This window comes from Mesorhizobium sp. M8A.F.Ca.ET.208.01.1.1, assembly GCF_004791315.1.
In the GTDB taxonomy this organism is placed as follows: Bacteria; Pseudomonadota; Alphaproteobacteria; order Rhizobiales; family Rhizobiaceae; genus Mesorhizobium.
This window is the reverse complement of sequence record NZ_SRUT01000006.1, coordinates 201,238-217,643: the sequence shown is the minus strand read 5'-3', so window position 1 is coordinate 217,643 and position 16,406 is coordinate 201,238. Positions and strand designations below refer to the sequence as shown.

14 protein-coding genes, 2 tRNA genes and 1 pseudogene are annotated in these 16,406 nt (G+C 55.4%); 4 read left to right on the top strand and 13 right to left on the bottom strand.

The window, feature by feature from the left end; translation table 11 throughout:
* Positions 1 to 23: 23 nt before the first annotated feature.
* On the top strand, positions 24 to 668 hold the full coding sequence (locus EN851_RS25080; protein WP_189343555.1) for a TetR/AcrR family transcriptional regulator: 645 nt from the start codon (positions 24 to 26) through the stop codon (positions 666 to 668).
* Positions 669 to 763: 95 nt separating this feature from the next.
* Here EN851_RS25080 and EN851_RS37350 read toward each other — a convergent pair.
* From EN851_RS37350 to EN851_RS25065, 3 genes and pseudogenes are all read right to left on the bottom strand, one after another.
* Positions 764 to 853 (bottom strand): annotated as a pseudogene (locus EN851_RS37350) (DNA-3-methyladenine glycosylase I); the annotation flags it as partial.
* A gap of 3 nt (positions 854 to 856) precedes the next feature.
* Positions 857 to 1,141, bottom strand: coding sequence for a YciI family protein (locus EN851_RS25070; protein WP_127275267.1), 285 nt, complete (start codon positions 1,139 to 1,141; stop codon positions 857 to 859).
* A 342-nt stretch (positions 1,142 to 1,483) separates the two neighbouring features.
* Positions 1,484 to 1,570, bottom strand: a tRNA-Ser gene (locus tag EN851_RS25065).
* A gap of 296 nt (positions 1,571 to 1,866) precedes the next feature.
* Here EN851_RS25065 and EN851_RS25060 point away from each other — a divergent pair.
* The 3 genes from EN851_RS25060 to EN851_RS25050 are packed head-to-tail and all read left to right on the top strand — an operon-like array spanning position 1,867 to position 6,094.
* Positions 1,867 to 4,788 carry a DNA methyltransferase gene (locus EN851_RS25060; RefSeq protein ID WP_135930203.1) on the top strand — a complete coding sequence of 974 codons (2,922 nt, stop codon included), beginning with the start codon at positions 1,867 to 1,869 and terminating at the stop codon, positions 4,786 to 4,788.
* 26 nt (positions 4,789 to 4,814) lie between these two features.
* Positions 4,815 to 5,678, top strand: a complete 864-nt coding sequence (locus EN851_RS25055; protein WP_135930202.1) for a hypothetical protein — start codon at positions 4,815 to 4,817, stop codon at positions 5,676 to 5,678.
* Complete coding sequence (locus EN851_RS25050; protein WP_135930201.1) at positions 5,675 to 6,094, top strand: hypothetical protein; 420 nt, start codon at positions 5,675 to 5,677, stop codon at positions 6,092 to 6,094. Before EN851_RS25055 ends, EN851_RS25050 begins: the two co-directional genes overlap by 4 nt.
* A 7-nt stretch (positions 6,095 to 6,101) precedes the next feature.
* On the opposite strand, the gene EN851_RS37735 is transcribed toward EN851_RS25050, so the two are convergent.
* The 10 genes from EN851_RS37735 to EN851_RS25000 form a co-directional block, all read right to left on the bottom strand.
* Positions 6,102 to 6,233 (bottom strand): hypothetical protein, encoded by a 132-nt coding sequence (locus EN851_RS37735; RefSeq protein WP_281041096.1) that lies wholly within the window; start codon positions 6,231 to 6,233, stop codon positions 6,102 to 6,104.
* 402 nt (positions 6,234 to 6,635) lie between these two features.
* On the bottom strand, positions 6,636 to 7,202 hold the full coding sequence (locus EN851_RS25045; protein WP_135930200.1) for a hypothetical protein: 567 nt from the start codon (positions 7,200 to 7,202) through the stop codon (positions 6,636 to 6,638).
* A 561-nt stretch (positions 7,203 to 7,763) separates the two neighbouring features.
* Positions 7,764 to 8,219, bottom strand: coding sequence for a hypothetical protein (locus tag EN851_RS25040; RefSeq protein ID WP_135930199.1), 456 nt, complete (start codon positions 8,217 to 8,219; stop codon positions 7,764 to 7,766).
* Between the two features lie 56 nt (positions 8,220 to 8,275).
* Entirely contained in the window at positions 8,276 to 8,812 is a 537-nt protein-coding gene (locus EN851_RS25035; protein WP_135930273.1) for a thermonuclease family protein, read from the bottom strand.
* Positions 8,813 to 8,912: 100 nt separating this feature from the next.
* Positions 8,913 to 10,235, bottom strand: coding sequence for a DUF6575 domain-containing protein (locus EN851_RS25030; protein ID WP_135930198.1), 1,323 nt, complete (start codon positions 10,233 to 10,235; stop codon positions 8,913 to 8,915).
* A gap of 1,278 nt (positions 10,236 to 11,513) precedes the next feature.
* The gene (locus tag EN851_RS25020) at positions 11,514 to 13,376 is read right to left on the bottom strand and encodes a hypothetical protein (protein WP_135930196.1); all 1,863 of its coding nucleotides are present in this window, start codon (positions 13,374 to 13,376) and stop codon (positions 11,514 to 11,516) included.
* Positions 13,377 to 13,600: 224 nt separating this feature from the next.
* Entirely contained in the window at positions 13,601 to 14,008 is a 408-nt protein-coding gene (locus EN851_RS25015; RefSeq protein ID WP_135930195.1) for a hypothetical protein, read from the bottom strand.
* Positions 14,005 to 15,030 (bottom strand): site-specific integrase, encoded by a 1,026-nt coding sequence (locus EN851_RS25010; protein ID WP_135930194.1) that lies wholly within the window; start codon positions 15,028 to 15,030, stop codon positions 14,005 to 14,007. The genes EN851_RS25015 and EN851_RS25010 overlap by 4 nt, the downstream gene beginning before the upstream one ends.
* A 100-nt stretch (positions 15,031 to 15,130) precedes the next feature.
* Positions 15,131 to 15,207, bottom strand: a tRNA-Arg gene (locus EN851_RS25005).
* Positions 15,208 to 15,406: 199 nt separating this feature from the next.
* Positions 15,407 to 16,333: a DUF1003 domain-containing protein gene (locus EN851_RS25000; protein ID WP_127275266.1), complete on the bottom strand. Its 927-nt coding sequence runs from the start codon at positions 16,331 to 16,333 to the stop codon at positions 15,407 to 15,409.
* Positions 16,334 to 16,406 lie beyond the last annotated feature (73 nt).

Below are 16,406 nucleotides of genomic sequence, written 5' to 3'. Positions count from 1 at the left end.
AACGTTGGTCAAGGAGATCAAGTTTGGAAAAGCGAGCGAGAGGGCGTCCGGCCCGTAATCGGCTTGAGGTGGAACGCAAAATTCTCCAAGCCTCAACACAGCTTCTGTTTGACCAGGGATTTGCCAAGTTCAGCATAGATGCGGTGTCGCGTAGCGCAGGAGTTGCCAAAAAGACTGTTTACGCTATGGCGGCCAATCGTGAGGAACTGGTCGGGAAAATCGTAGCGTCCTGGACTGAGCAACTCCAAACCAGTGGAGATCACCGGCCGGGCGAGCCGCGTCCTGATCCGGGGAGCTTGCGGGAGCTATTGAGCAGGATTTTTCGGATCGCCCTATCCAAGGAAGCTGTAGCCCTTTTCCGTCTCATCTGCGCTGACACGGAGGGCCGAGAACGGCTCGCAGAAATCTATAATCGAAACGGAGTCGAGCGGGGAGTGCTGGCCGTGGCGAACTGGCTGCGCGAGTACCAAGCCGATGTCCAATCATTTGATGGCATCCGATCTGCCCGGATGATCCTTGCCGCTCTTGTTGCTGAACCCTTGCGCAGGGCCGCTATCGGCCTTGAAACACCATGGAACGATAGCGATGAGGAAGTCACCGCACGGGTTGGAGAATGCGTGGAGTTCTACGCACGTATATTGTTCAAAGAGTTGGGCACGGCACCATAGCGGCCATCGTGGCGCGTCTGGTGATAAAGTTTCGTCTCTGATCGACTGGGATGAGCCGCATATCGACGTGCACGACCTTGACCCCGTCTTGCCCCATCGGTGTCGTGATAAGCGAGGAATTCGGGCGCGGCCGCGCACCAGCGGCAACGCGGGCGTCCGTCCGGCCCGAGGATCGTCGCGCTCATCACTCAGCCTTTCAGAAAGGCGAGGCGTTCGTCGGTACGGCCCGGTGTGATGGGGAGGATTTCAGCGCTGACAATCCCCTCGGCGACGAAGGGGTCATCCTGCACACGAGCCTCGATCTCTTCAGGAGACGCATTGTGCGCGAGGATCGCACCGCCTGCGCTCGGCTGAAGGCTGCCGGTCAGCAGGAAAACGCCATCGTCGAAGCCGCGTTTGATCCAGGCGTTGTGCCCATCCATGAATAGGGGCGCTTTGGTCTTGTCAGCAAAGCGAAGGGTGACGACGAACATGGTCTCTCCATCAGGCCGAGAAACGCCTTGTCCCGCTGCCAATAGAAGACGATCCCGCCAGCGTTCACGGGCCCCTGGTCATCCATGCCGCGCAGTTGCGAGACCGCCCCTTGGGCCGTGCAGGCACCTGGCTTCTCGACAATCTCAAGGCGCGGTTCAATGCGATCGCGGTGCGCCCCGGTTAGAACCTATGGGCAGCGGTCCGGCTGACTTCTCGGCCGTGTGGGAAAGAGATTAGTGAGCCCAGCTGAACGCGAACCGTCGATTCGGATTAGCAGCTTAAGGCGTGGCGCGATCCGGGGGATTTGAACCCTCGATCTCAACCTTGGCAAAAAAGAGAAATGGCGCACCCGACAGGATTCGAACCTGTGACCTCTGCCTTCGGAGGGCAGCTAGGCAGTGGTTGCGACCAAGTATTGAGCTGCTTGCATCCCGGAAATAACTCATTCGCTACAACCGGTTGACGGAAGCAGAGGTACCCCGACCCATATAACTCGTCAAGGTCGGAAGCTCCGAATTTTGTGACAGATGTGACTTAGTTGTGACGGCCGACAATCCACAAGGGATGGCATGGGGGGCAACCGACTTTGCGTGATTATTGATACCCTCGCGAAAAAATCTGTCGTTTTCGTAGGGAGGGCGCGGCAAGCTTGTCGTCTTCCAGCTCACTGGTTAAGGGTACTGCGCGGGCTGGCTTCTCGGCCAAATGGGGGGAATACGTGCAGATGACGCCACAGGCCTTCATTGCCAAATGGCAGAACTCCCAACTGAAAGAGAGGGCAGCAGCACAAGAACACTTCCTTGACCTATGCCGCATGTTGGGTGAGCCAACCCCTGCCGACGTCGATCCTACAGGCAAAGACTACGGATTTGAGGTTGGCGCATCAAAGTCAACGGGTGGAAACGGGTTCGCGGATGTCTTCAAACGCGGTCACTTCGGATGGGAGTACAAGGGGACCGCAGCGAACCTTGAGACGGCCTACGCTCAACTTCAGCGCTACGCGGTGGCCCTCGACAATCCTCCGCTGTTGATCGTCTCTGACATCGGCACAACCATTCGTATTCATACGAATTGGACAAACTCAGTTTCCAAAACCTACGACATACCAATTGCTGATCTCAATGATCCGGAGAAACGTGGCTGGCTTAAGTCGGCCCTATCCGATCCTGAGGTACTACGCCCGCAGAAGACCCGTCAGGAGCTTACTGAAGAGGTTGCAGGTGCTTTCGCGGACCTCGCACGCTCTCTTCGCAACCGTGGACACGCTCCGGACCGAGTGGCTCACTTTATCAACCGGCTAGTCTTCTGCATGTTCGCGGAGGACGTGAAGCTTCTTCCTAACATGATGTTCACCCATATGCTTGAGCGGGCAATGGAGGACCCCAACGAGTTCGCGAGCTTCGCCCGCGATCTGTTTGTTGCCATGAAGTCAGGCGGCCGCATCGGCTTTGAGAAAGTAGCTTGGTTCAATGGTGGATTGTTCGATGACGACCTTGTGTTCGAGCTAACCAAAGATGAAATCAAGCTGGTGCATCGCGCCGCGACCCAGTACTGGGGCGACGTCGATCCGTCCATTCTTGGTACTCTGTTCGAACGCGGGCTCGACCCCGACAAACGCAGTCAGCTCGGTGCACACTACACCGACCGCGAAAAAATTATGATGATCATCAACCCGGTGATCGTAGAGCCGTTGACTGGCGAGTGGGAGCGAACCAAAAACGAGATCGCCTCTTTGATGGCGAAAGCTGCAAACTCGAATGGGTCAGCCTCCACCCGCGCCCGCAATCAGGCGCAGGGCCTGTTGGAAACGCATCTGAAGCGGCTAAAGGACTTCAGGGTACTCGACCCTGCTTGCGGCTCAGGAAACTTCCTATACCTCGCTCTACGCGCCTTGAAAGACCTTGAGCACAAAACTCAGGTAGAGGCTGAAGCGTTGGGGTTACCGCGCGGTTTTCCGCAGATCGGACCAGAGGTGGTGAAGGGCATTGAGATCAATGCCTATGCTGCCGAACTCGCACGCGTGTCCGTATGGATTGGTGAGATACAGTGGATGCTAAGGAACGGCTTCGCTGCAAGCCAGAATCCTGTCCTGAAACCGCTGGACAACATCGAATGCCGCGATGCCCTTATGACACGTAGGAGCGACCCTGCAAACGGTGAGGAAAGATGGGTGGAAGCGGACTGGCCGAGAGTTGACGTTATCGTTGGAAATCCACCGTTCTTGGGATCGAAATTCTTCCGCAAGGGTCGTCCCCAAAAGAAGGGCGCACCACGTAGCGGACTTGGGGACGGATACACAGACACACTGTACCGTGTGTTCAAAGGAAAGGTCAGGGGCTCCGCCGATTTGGTGACATACTGGTTCTACAAGGCTGGCCAAGCGGCTGCGAAAGGCGATGCGCAAGCATTCGGTTTGATAGCTACCAAATCCATCACGAAGGGCGCGAGTAACCAAGTTCTGCGTGCCGCATTGAAAACTAGCCATTTTCGTATCTTCAGCGGGGCAACAAATGAGCCTTGGGTAGTGGACGGTGCCCAGGTTCGTGTTTCCGTAGTATGTGCCAGCCGCTCACCAACAGGGTTTGTGTTGAATGGCTGCGAGGTTTCGGCAATCAATCCTGATCTGACAGACGGAACTGCATTAGCAGACGCCCACAAGCTGAGGGAGTTAGCTGGGCTCGCCTTCCAAGGTGTTAAACTCAATGGTCCGTTCGCATTGGACGGAGCCACCGCACGGAACATGCTACTTGAGCCTCAGAACGCAAACGGCCGGTACAACCTAGAGGTAGTGCGCCCATTCCTTCAAAATGACGATGTTACAGCGAGACCAGAAGATGAGTGGGTCATCGATTTCACTGAGCATTCCGCTGAAGCTGACGCGTCTCTGTATCAGGTCCCGTTCGAGTGGGTCACCGCTCGCGTCAAGGAGCATCGAGCAAAGCAGGACATAAGTGCGGCGACTGAGACCGCGAGACTTGCACGGTATTGGGTGATGCAACGTCCCCGGCCCGAGCTGCGGGCCAAGCTTCATGGCATGGAGCGGTGCATCATCGTCCCAGAGACTTCCGAACACCTACTGTTCGTATTCCGCGGTACGCGCGCGGTCTTTAGCGGTAGTTTGTTTGTCATCGCACGTGATGATGATACGACCTTTGGCATTCTCTCTTCCCGAGCGCATTGGCTTTGGTCGCGCGCACAAGGCAACCGCATGGGGAAAGGCAATCAGAGCAGATATAACGCCACACGCACTTTTCAGACCTTCCCGTTTCCTCAAGGTCTGACTCCCAACATTTGCTCGGACGACTACAAGCATGACGCTCGATCAGTTGCGATTGCAGACGCTGCCTTTCGCCTGAACCAGTTACGCGAGAATTGGCTTAATCCGGCCGACCTCGTAAGGCGCGAGCCGGAGGTAGTTCCGGGCTTTCCTGATCGTCTCTTGCCGATTAGCGAGGAAGCCGCAGGGAAGCTCAGAACGCGCACTCTAACCAGTCTCTACAACGATCGCCCCTCGTGGCTTCAAAATGCACACAAGGCGCTGGATGACGCCGTGGCGACTGCATATGGATGGCCAACCCATCTGTCTGATGATGAAGTGCTCACGAGGTTATTTTTGCTAAACCAAGAGCGTGCCAATCACGCTTAGCCGTGGCGGAAATCAGGGAAGCGCAAATGGCAAATCCTACAGTCGCATACCGGTTGACGCTTTGCCTATATCTGCTCAGCACGGGAGCATTTGCCGCTGAGCATTGCCAAGGGCAAGCCCCTTTGACTCATGACTTAGGAGTAGAGAACTTCCTGACCACCAGCCGCGTGTACAGGGGCAACGGCGTTGAAATCTATGAGACATGCGTTGAAAACCGGGGCGCGGGCGATCTCTGGGTAAACTGGCTTGTACCCGGCCCCACAACTTGGCTGCCACCCGGCACTGCGGTTGCGCAACCGCGCCCGTTCATTGAGCGCAACACTATCGACGCCAGTGGCTGCCTTGAATACGGGAATATTGGGGCAACCATTAGAGAGCGATTTATCGGCCACGCGTCCGACGCTGACGCCCTAAAAAAAGAAGAGGCAGCAGGCTGTGCAGCTGCCATATCCGCTTCCTCTCACGTTGCAGGTCAAACAGCTCCCCAAGAAATTGCCGCTCCAATACGGTTGTTTGTACCCTCTGACAAACACAACCCATCAAGTACGATGCTGGAATTCACGGCATTGGCCACGGCCAGTTCGAGCGGTGCCGCGCAACCATACAAGCTTGGAATAGCCTACTCGCTCAGCCCTCTGGAAGGACGTAGCGCCGGCAACCCCAACACGATGACGATTCGACTATCCCCGGGCTACTTAACGGGTTGGTTGATGGACAAAACAGAGAGTACAGACATCTTCAAAGGTGTCACCCTTGGTTACAAAAACGAGATCGGTCTTCAGCTTCTCCTCAACGAAAAACCCCAGTTGCGATCTGCAAGATACGAGATTCTAGATCAGAACAACGAACTAGTGGGCGCGTTCATGGCACCAACCTGGGGGCCTCCATGAAGATTGATTGGGTGAATGCATTAACGACGGCGGGTCCCGGCGGAGTAGTAGCCTGTGTTTCCAAGTGGACCGACTTACTGACCGACATCGGACTCGCACACCCTCAATGGAAAGCTCAGGCGGATAACTTAGGTTTCGTGCTTGCTGTGATTTTGGTTCTGATCACAGCCTTAGTCCTGACCCTGCATGGGGCACGCTATCTAACCCGGTTTGCCGTGACCCTTGTCGGCGTATTCTTGATCGCTCTCGTGCTCGGGTTCGTATTACGACAGTACGCTCATATCGCCGCTACCCAGGCTAGCGCAGATATGTACAAGTCGTCTTGGTATTGGGCTTATGTGGCCGTAGTCGCCACCTTCGCTCCCGCAGCCGGTACACTCAGCACCGCAATTCGCTATGCAGTGGCCAGACCTTGATTGAGCCTCATACACGGTTCCATGGTGCTCGGTGGGCAAACCGAAGCGCGGTCTCGATTGCTTTGTACTCGTCAGTTTGATGGAACCAGAGTGACAGCACTTCCTCCCTGAGGGCCGACTGGAAGATCAGGTTGTTCATGCGGACGTTCGTCTCTTGACCACCCTGGTAGCAGTTCTTCGGAGAGATGCTTCCATATCCCGTGTTGTAGCGTCGCGACAGGTTGTTCGTCTCTCCGATGTATCTAATCTCATCACCTACGGTCAGCGCATAGACGGCCCGGATTGGTATATGTAGTGGGGATTTTGAACTTACAGAACGGGCCAGCGCCGTACCTGTTCAATGGATAGATGTGGCGCTTTTCATACCTGTCCTGAGGTAACAGCGTCAGAACGTCTCCGTCTGATGATCGCATCGCTTCGATGTTACAAACATGCACGAACGTGTAGCCACTAATTACCATTTCCTCTGACCCAATGGCTCGACTGCGCGAACCTGAGAGCTATCCAGTAGTCGGGCCGCTTCAGTTCTGGCAGATGCAGGTCATTTGTGGAGTAGCCAAAAGAGAACAACCAACCCAGCGATAGTTATCAAAGCTAGTTTTCCGCCCCCGCCACTGTTGACTGAGGGCGTACGGTAGCCAGGGGCTTCTAGCCGTACACCGGATACGCTCTTGTCGATGAGAAGTTCAAGCTCGTGCTTGCCGACTTTTACGACCTGAGCAAGCCGAGAAGTACGACCTCCATGCTGCCCCTTAATATGTTCTAGGAGAACCGGCATTTGGATGCGAGCTGCCTCAACCACCATAGCACGTTCCGTTGATCTGAGGTGGTTGAGCAGTTCCTGCTTCACGCCAACATCGCCGGCCGCAAGCCAATTGAATCTGCGCTCGATCTGCTCGGGTATGCGATACTGCGTTACAACCTCGTCTATGTGCCGCCGTGCAAGTTCGACTACCTGCTCAAGGTCCGCGTCGAGCCCTACTCGCATGATACGTTTTGAGCTTGGTCCGAAGTGATGCCAGAGGCCTTCAGTGAGCTTGTACTTCTCTGTAAGAGGCATTCTCGGCGGTAGAAGATTGAACAGTCGCTCAGCGACGGTCCCGCTCATCTTTGTCTGCCCGGTCCGCCATTTGTGCATAGTATCTGAGGCATACTCTTGCGCCTGATACCCGTACCGGCGTCCGTACTCGCCCAAAATGGTGGCCAGCTCTGAGTTTGGAAGTGAAAAGAAATATCGCTTTACGTCCTCGTCAGTCCCGCCCAACTCGTGGCTTAAGCGTCTCGCATCTTCAATATGCTGAAGCGCTCTTTCGCGCCCATAGTCCCGACCATAGGTACGCTTTGCGTAACGGCGATCGTATCTCGGCATCATTGACCCATCAGGCTACGCGCAATGCGGCTCAACCAAGACTTTGGGGTGCCGACTCCATAAAGAAGCTGCAACTCGTACTCTTCACCCTTTATCTCTCGGGAGAGCGACATCTGGCTGCCTTGCGCAGCAAGGTTTGATCCTCGCTCGGTCACTATGCGAAGGACAGCCCGTACCTGCCCCATCATTTCCGCGACTGTCGAATCTGGGAGACCTGCCCTAGTGCCATCTTTATGCAGGGCAGCTAACTTGCCCTCAATGTCCACATTGTCAGATAGCTCCAGAGTTGCTCTGTACACGTCAGCGACCACCCAAGGCGATCGCTATCACGATCAAAGCGACTATCCCCGCGATGACATAGTAAGGGGTCCAATCTCGCTCTCCTGTCTGAGAACGTGAAAGCTTCCCGGCCGTGGCAGCGTCGGTGTTGCCCATAATCACTTCGGTACGACCAAACTGGCTGTTCTGGACGTGGGTGAGCGTTACTGAGTTGCCATCCTGCGCGACCTGTTTCGTCGTCTCTCCTAGGGTGCCAAGCGTACTGCGAAGGACCGAGACCTCGATGCCCAATTCCTGCGCTCGCTTGCTGACGTCCAGCGCGCCCTTGGCATAGTCGGTTAGTAGCGCCCTACGCTGGTCTTCTGGCATCCACGAAAGATCGATCTGAGTACTCTGACCTAGCGGAATGGTGGTTGGAACTTGCCCCAACGGTTCCGTATTCGTCGTAAGGCTCTTCGATTCGTTCTTGTCTGCCATCACACACCCCTACCTTTCGAGAATTGCAGCCTATAGAACCCCACGTTCGGTCCGTCTCAATTCTTCTTACCCGCTCGACGGTACTCCGCAGGATTCTCGAATGAGCCGGCCCATAGGCCGACGCCCATAGTTCGTGCCGCGTCTTCAAGCGGTACGTACTCAAGAGAATATTTTCTGTATGCTATAGCCCACCCCCTACGAACCATTTCAGCGCTGACGTCAGTCTGCGCGACAGTACACTTCGCTATGGTTCGCCTATATCTATCCGTGTCTAGTTTGACACATACTACCGTCTTGTCAGCAAGAATCTCGTCAAGTGCAAACGCGGCCTTCTGTCCGCAACGGTAGGACGTTCCATTTGCATCGCACTTTTGCGAAGCCTCAGGCGCGTCGATACCATTCAGGCGGATACGAATGCCGTGAATTTCCAGCGTATCGCCATCAACTACGGAAGCCTGGCCTGTGATAGAATTTTCCGTTGCGACGCTCTGCGGACCACCGCCCGGCACGGCCACACTGCTAGGTGAGACTACGCTGGTAGGTGCGGCCACGCCGGCACTCTCTTGTGCAGTCGGATGCCTGTGCAAGACCATCAGGGCAACCGCGAGCGCCAGGGGCGCGCAGAACGCCACTACCGCAACACGATTCATCGAAAGTGTATTCTGGGCACTCGACCCCGCAGTGCCAAGGATGTCATTGAGGTTGCTCGTCGTCGAGAGCCGAAATTTTTTTCAACGTGTAGCGCTGATACTCTTCACCTGTCGCTTCGTTCAATTCAGTGCGAACGCCGATGATAGCAACATGCATCATGTTAACACGTTTCTGATCAACTTCTTTTAGGCACTCTTCCGCAATTCGACCTTCATAACTCTCTTTCTCATTTTCTAATAGAAACGTTCTGCTCTTCAGACTGACGCCCACAAGCCGCCCCTCAAAGGTGATGTCCGCGTCATCCTTTTGCACTACCGAATCGAGCCATTGGTAGACAGCTTCTGCCTCATTAGCTCGCATGCTTGCTTCAAGGATGGATGGGGTGCCTGGAACGCCAGCCGAGAAATTCAAATCTGATCCGGTCTTCGCGACAGCCTTAACAAACATCTTGTAATGCAAAAGTGCCCTTTTGTGCACATTCTCCAAAGCTGCGCGCAGCACGCTTTCGTCTCGTATCGCTATCAACGAAACCATTAGTTCCACGGCGCGTTGTCCGCCCGTATCGCCAAACATGCTCGTCTCACGAGTTTCGATACGTATGCCAAAGGACGAAGGGAACGGTGCGACCGCGTCAAGCTTCGTCCATTGCGCAAGAGCCGATCCAATCGGCCCTCTCATACCACCTGAAGGCGGCTGTCCCAGCGCGTCAACTAACCTCTGCGTCGTGGCAAGCAGTGCGCCCAGAGCAGCCAACGGAACATTTGCCGCACTCTCCGCCTGCTTCAGAACAATATCAGCCACAACTCTATGACTCCGCTCGGCAGCGACGTGAACCGGAGTCCGCATTCTCTTTAAATAGTCTATTACAACCGGAGAAATCTCCCACATAGGCGCAGATTCAGAGGCGATAGCCAAAACGCGGCCCGCATCCAAATCCTCAAATTCATACGATTCATTACTCAGCGTCGCATAGTTCGATGCAGAATCAACTTTCTGAATTGGTTTAATTATGCTTGTGAGAAATGTATGCCTTTCCGGCATAATTTCATTTTGTATTTTGTCGGATCGTGTCGTTTCGATTCGGTCAAAAAATCCATTCTTGAAATACACGATATCAATATGCCCAGATTCTGCTTTTCGAAAAGCGTCATAAAGGTCCAAATGACCCTGTTTCAACTGACGCAAGCGCCTAGTGCTAAGACGGACATAAATCCACTGATCACTTCGCTCGTCTTCGAACGCATGCACCGCCAGAAAATGCGAACCGGTAGCATCCTTGCAAGTGAACAGTTGCGGGCTGTCGTACTCGATAAACACCTTATCAAGTTTTAGCGGTCCAAGCGGAGAGCTGGGAGGCGGCAACATTAGGGAATCACAGCGAAGTAGGTGTGTCTAGGCAAACCTTTTCTTGGCCACCATGACCAATGATCGTCCTGGACTTTCTCTGAGGTATCCATTATCACACCAACTAGAGGGGTTATGACACCAGAAGAAATCTTCCGATCTTTGAAGGCAGGCACGAAACGTCGAAGTTCTTTACTAGCATCCAGTGATCCCGAGACCGACAGACTGCAGCGCTGGCAAGGATCTTTGTCTTTGTGATTGTTCAGTTCATGCGCAGTCCGAAAATCGTGCGCCGTGGGCGGGTCATTTCGCACAAGACGGTAGACCACCTTTTGTATCTTCTGCGCGCTATCGGGCGGGCAGCCAAGGGGCAGATAGTCCTCGTACGAATCGGGCAGCTGAACCAATTCAGTTCCAATGGAAGGAAGCCCAGTTTGCCCCTCCGAGTTCTTTGCCATAGTTCCATCGGCCAAGCTTGTAAGCGCGCCTATGTCCTTACCTGCCATTTCTTACTACCCGTTTTTCCCAGCATGTCTGCATATGCTAATCTAGAAGAGCCGGAAGTAATAGATGCGTCAACGGTCGACTGATAAACCTCGTGAACAGCCTACGATTGCGGCCCACCGGACCGAATTGCCCCAAGTCAGCGTTGCTGATACCCAGCGGGACATCGAAGGGAGGCATTTCGCCTTCCTGCCTTGCCGGCATGCCGGCCACATTGGGCTATAGCCGATGGGTGGCTAGCCTGTTATGCCCGCCAGCTACGCTGGATTGTACGCTTCATACAGATATTCGGCGAAAGACGGGGCACTAGGCCCCGCCCTTCATTCGGTTTTCCCGCCGCCAGAGCGGTTGTAGGTTCGTGTAATAACAAAGCTGGATGAGGTGATCTAAGTTCCTGGCCAATGCCAGCGGTACTATGTGATCAACCTCCCACTGCCGGTAGCTGTCCCACGACATCCCGACTCGGAACTGTGCCACGATATGATCTCGGAGCTTGGAGTGATTGCAGCCGAGTGCATAGGCAGGACTAGCGCGCCCGCTAAGGGCCATTCCGGTGCGGCGGAGGGTATTCCTGTACATTCTAAACGAAGGGTCTCGATACCCTCTCTGAAGATCGCGATTGCGTGCCTGATGGGCATTGCAGACCACGCACTGCCGGTTGCCGACAAAGCGTTCGGCGCGATGGCCTTCTCTGCACAATTGCCCCGTATAGAAACGAGAAAGGCCGCTCATGGCGGCCTCTGTTCTGCTCAGCACGGTTGGTGTGCTGACACTATGTAGTGACATTTGAGTCTCCTATTGTTTGGTGAAATACGCCTCCCTTCCTCGTCCTGCGGTCGAGTGATAGCGGACTCTGAGTGCCGCCAATTTTTCTGCCATTGGCGATGGTTTGCGAAGTTCGGCAGTCATGCGCTCAAAACTTCGGGTATTGGTTCGCAATCCGCTTACAACAGCAGACTTCAAGTGGATGCCCTCAGGGGCTTGCTCGAAGTATGCCAGCAGCCGCGCTTCTGCCGGTGCCTTACGTGCCTTCCGCTTTGTGGCGCCCGTTTCCCATTCTCTGACATCTATGCCCGGCATTTGGTGCCGAATGGCCTTGGTGATCAGATCGCTCGTCTCGCCTTTCGCAGGAAGAAGCAGGTAGACGTCCGTAGGATCGCAGTTCCCAGCTCTGTCGATGGGCTTGCGACATCTCGTGCGATTTATGGCTTGCACCATGCTTGTGGCGATGAAGCCATCTTGCAGCGATCGTCGTATGTCAGCGAACTCACCGAAGCTGCGATTGCTGGTGAACCAGTCATCGCTCTTAGGCCCTTGATGAGCAAAATAGGCGTGTGTAGGCGCTATATCGTCGAGGTAAGGGAGCCCGAAGAAAACAGCAGCGTCACAATCACCCCACTCATTCTTCCCATCAAGGTTGCCCCAGTGGGCAAGCTCCAAGGGACTGTTGGTGCTAAATTGCTGCACCACTGTCTTCACGTCTCTGTGTGTGCAGACCAAGGGCCGCTTGGCGGTTAACGTCCGTGAGAGCTGGCCCCAGATGACCGGCCAATGCTTAGCCGCAGTCTGAACGAGATGTTCTTTCCCTACGCGATGCCCATATGACAGGTGAAGCCTCACGTTGGTGTAAGAACGAATGCCTTCCGGACGTGGAAGCACCCGTACTTGCGTCCCCATCAGCGAATAAGTGGGGTCGATGTCGGCAGTGGCATCGAGGATCACACCATGTTTGCCACCCACTTCAAGCAGTGACCTAGAAGTATGTAACAACGCCTTACCGCGCCTATTGGTGGTCCAGGCAAAGCCGATCCGTGCGATGGTTTCCAACTCCGACATTAGGTTCAGGTATCGGGTCTTAAACGGAGTGCGGGTTTGAGCTACACCAAACACTTGATCGGTGCGCTCCTGGGTATCGTCCCAAGCCGCGAATGCATTCTCAGGCAAGCTCGCAATAGCTTCTTGCAGGCTTCCGAACTCAATTCGGGCTAACAAGTCGAACTGCTCGCCACCCAGCATCTTGTCGGCTTTTGCACGAGTGTCTTCGGTTAATGCAGTCGCCAGACTGTGTAGCCGTTCTGCATCAGCTCGTGCCGATCCCTGTACCAATCCCGCAAGGTCTCCGCACATGGAACGCATGTCACCAAGCTCGATGTCATGCGCATCAACCCAGTCAAAGGCTTCGTCTATGATGACCCATTGGCGGCCGATCATGCCGGCGTAATAATGATCCAGCCTAGGGCTGTTCCCGCTGTCAGCCACCTCCTTCAGAGCCAGCCTATATGCTGAATGGGTTATCACTAGGACTGGAATGGACCCTAGTTGATCAAATGGCCAAGGTGCCTCGCTATGCACTGATCTAGCCATGGCCCAACCTGCTAGCTCATTGATGCCGAGAGCGATTTGGTCCGCCTCATCGTTGAACTTGGTGACGATGAGAATGTGAGGATGCGATATCGGGTGCTGTACAGAACACAGGACTTTAAGAGCCTCGGTCTTTCCTGAGCCCGTTGGTAGCTGCACTACCTGCCATTGTTCGGCACCGTCGGCTATCCGTTCAGTAGCTTGTTCGAGCTGCAGCCAGCCTTCGACAAGAGGTTCTGAGAGCGACAATCCCAGTTTATAAGTCCAGTGTTCGATCATGCGATTAATAAATGTCATGCCTTGATTCTCCCCATTAGAAACGGAAAAGGCCCACCGGTTTTGAAGCCGGCAGGCCCTACAGCGAAAATCCCGCAGATATCCTAAGTAATTTATAGGGAGAAATGCGGGGGTTTACGGACCAGATGTGGCTAGCCCGAATAGCAGCAGTTCTGGAGGGTGAGACCGTTTCACAAATCTGGCCCCAGAACGTTTTATTCCTTATAGGGAGCAATAGGATTTTCTTAGCCAGCCGGTGTGAGCGGACGACCTGGCAAGCTGATGCATTCTCCCATTCTGGTAGTCGCTGCAACTGTCCAGGCCATGGCCCGGATATTGGTATTTAGCGCCAGTAGGAACTGCAAATCGCTTGGACCATAGGGAACTGGCATCACCTCCCGTAGGTAGATGTCGGTTGCCCTCATGCTGGCATCCAACTTCGCTATCGCAACAGACACCATAGGCTTTTCGCGAAACCAACCCTTCTGGGCCATGCACATAATAACTACGGAAAGCTCCGTCCCATCTTGATAGCGAAGCTGTGCGGTTATGACGTCCTTGTGCTCGTCTGACGGGTTCAATCCAAGCTGCGTCAGACATAGCTTTACGAGCTCGGCAACGTAGTCAGGCATCAAGAGTGCTGTGTTCGTCATGCCGCCACCTGCTGGCTGGCTTTCCTAAGTTTCGCAACGATATCTTCTGGCTTGAGATGCGTGTACCGGAACAGCATTCTTGGGTCCTTGTGCCCGCTGATGGCTGCGACCTCTGGTACGTTCAAGCCTAGCTCAAAGAACCGGCTTACAGCCTCATGCCTGAGGTCGTGGAATCTCAAGTCTACAATGCCCGGCTTGTCCTTTGCGGCTCTGCGCTTGCACCTTTCCCATGCAAGGCGGAACGCATTTGCCGAGACCGGGAACAGTCGGTCGTTAGTTGCCGCGTCCATCAAGCTTCGCAGTATGACCACTGCGTTTTCAGACAAGGGAATGGTGCGCGGAATGTCGGTCTTTGTTTCCGGTATCGACAGCAGGCCATTGGCTAGGTCGAGGTCCGCACGGCGTATGTTTAGAAGCTCGCCACGACGCATCCCAGTCTCGATCGCAAGCTTGATACCCGGCTCCAGCCATTCTGTCCGGCCATCTGCGCAAGCAGCCAACAGCGCCGCAAACTCATCAGCGTGAAGCCGCCTGCTACGTCCGCTAGCTGCCTTGGGCTTGCGTACGCTGGCAACTGGATTTGCATGTAAGGGTATGTCCCATTCTCGACGTGCGACCTCAAACACGGTGCGCAATAGGCCGAGTTCCCGGATGACCGTTCCGGCTTCTACCTCTCTTAGCCTCTTGTCTCGGTACCGGGTGAATGCCTGCGGAGTGATCCGAGCTAGGGTTAGGTTGGCCCAGTCGTACCGTAGAAAAACCTCTATGCGTTTGGCTTCCGAAGCATGGCCGCGTTTGCCCGGTGTTACATCACCCCCGTAGCGGCGTAGTAGGTCTGCAACCGTCGTACGTTGTAAGGTAGATGGATCGTAAGCTAGCGCTGAGCGGTCTAGCTCCTGTTCCGTCTGTCGTATCCATCTCAGTGCGTCAGCACGGTTGATGAAGGTTTTGCTTATCAGGGTATGCCCAGTGCGGCGGACCTGTGCCTGCCACTTGTCGTTTCGCTTGCGTAGAGACGCCATCGGCGCTGCTCCTTGTGACCAGATTGTGACTGGCTGCTTTGAGAAGCATTTCAAGGAATGAAGCAGTCGCTCGAAACCCTTGCTGTATAAGGGTTTGAGTTGGCGCACCCGACAGGATTCGAACCTGTGACCTCTGCCTTCGGAGGGCAGCGCTCTATCCAGCTGAGCTACGGGTGCTTTCGGGACAAGGAGTCCGGAAAACGAACCAGCCGGTGAACCGGCAAGTCACGGCTTCTTAGCGGAAGCCGGCGCGGGCTTCAACGGGCAATTGGCGATTGCCCTCTCACGGCGTGCGCTTGTTGGATATGGCGCTCCCCCTCTCCGTCTCGGCTTCGCCGAGCCATCTCTCCCCCACTGCGTGGGGGCGAGGAACTCCTCACTGTGGCCCCGCCGCACCCTTCGCCGTGCGCCGCCGGCGCACCGCGCGTTTGGCTTTCTTGGCGCCGGCCAGCTCGTTCATCGCATCGAGCTGCATCTGCTGCATTTCGGCCAGCCGTGTCCATTGGCGCGAGATCAAATAGTCGAGCTTTTCGTGCAGGTGGCGCACTTCGAGCTCGGCCTTGAGGTTGACGCGGTATTCGTTGAAGGAGCGCAGGCGGTCTTTCACCTCCTGGCGCTTCTGGCTCATCATGATGACCGGCGCCTGGATGGCGGCGATGCAGGAGAGCAAGAGGTTGAGCAGGATGAACGGGTAGGGGTCGAAGGCGCCGTTCAAGCCCTCGAACAGGTTGATGCCGATCCAGACCAGAAGCACGGTGGCGAACGAGATCAGGAACCACCAGCTGCCGCCGAAGGCCGCCATGTTGTCGGAGACGCGGTCGGGAAAGGTCCTGTGCTCCTCGAATTCCTCTTCCGAGTTTTCGGAGATCGTGTCCTGCTTGGCGATCGATTCCACCACCTGGCGGTCGAGCTCGGAGAATTCGCCGTGCTCCTGCTGCAGGAGCTCCTCCATGTAGCGCATGCGGTAGCGGCCGAGCTCCTCGCGGCTGACGCGCGCGCCCTTGGGCAGGTCCGGATGGTCGGAGCGGATACGGTCGGCAAGGCTCGGGCGCAGCGTGTCGATGCGCACCAGGTCGCGCTTGCGGAATTTGCGGCCCGAGATCGCCGACGGTTTCTTCCTGGGCTTTATCCGCGACGCGTCGGGCGGCGTCGGTTCGGAGTCCGGCACTTCGGGTGTGTCGAAATGCTCGTCCGAAACCTCCTGCAGATTGGCCTCGGTGGTCGGCGCCTCGAAATACTCGCCGCCGCTGTCGTTCTGGTTGTCGGCGCCCTGCTGCTCGGATGCCTTGGGAACGGTGCTCATGATGGGCTCCTGCTGTCGCGCTGTAAGTTAGGATACGCCATGGCGGCGGGGCAGTGCCACCATGGGTTTTCGC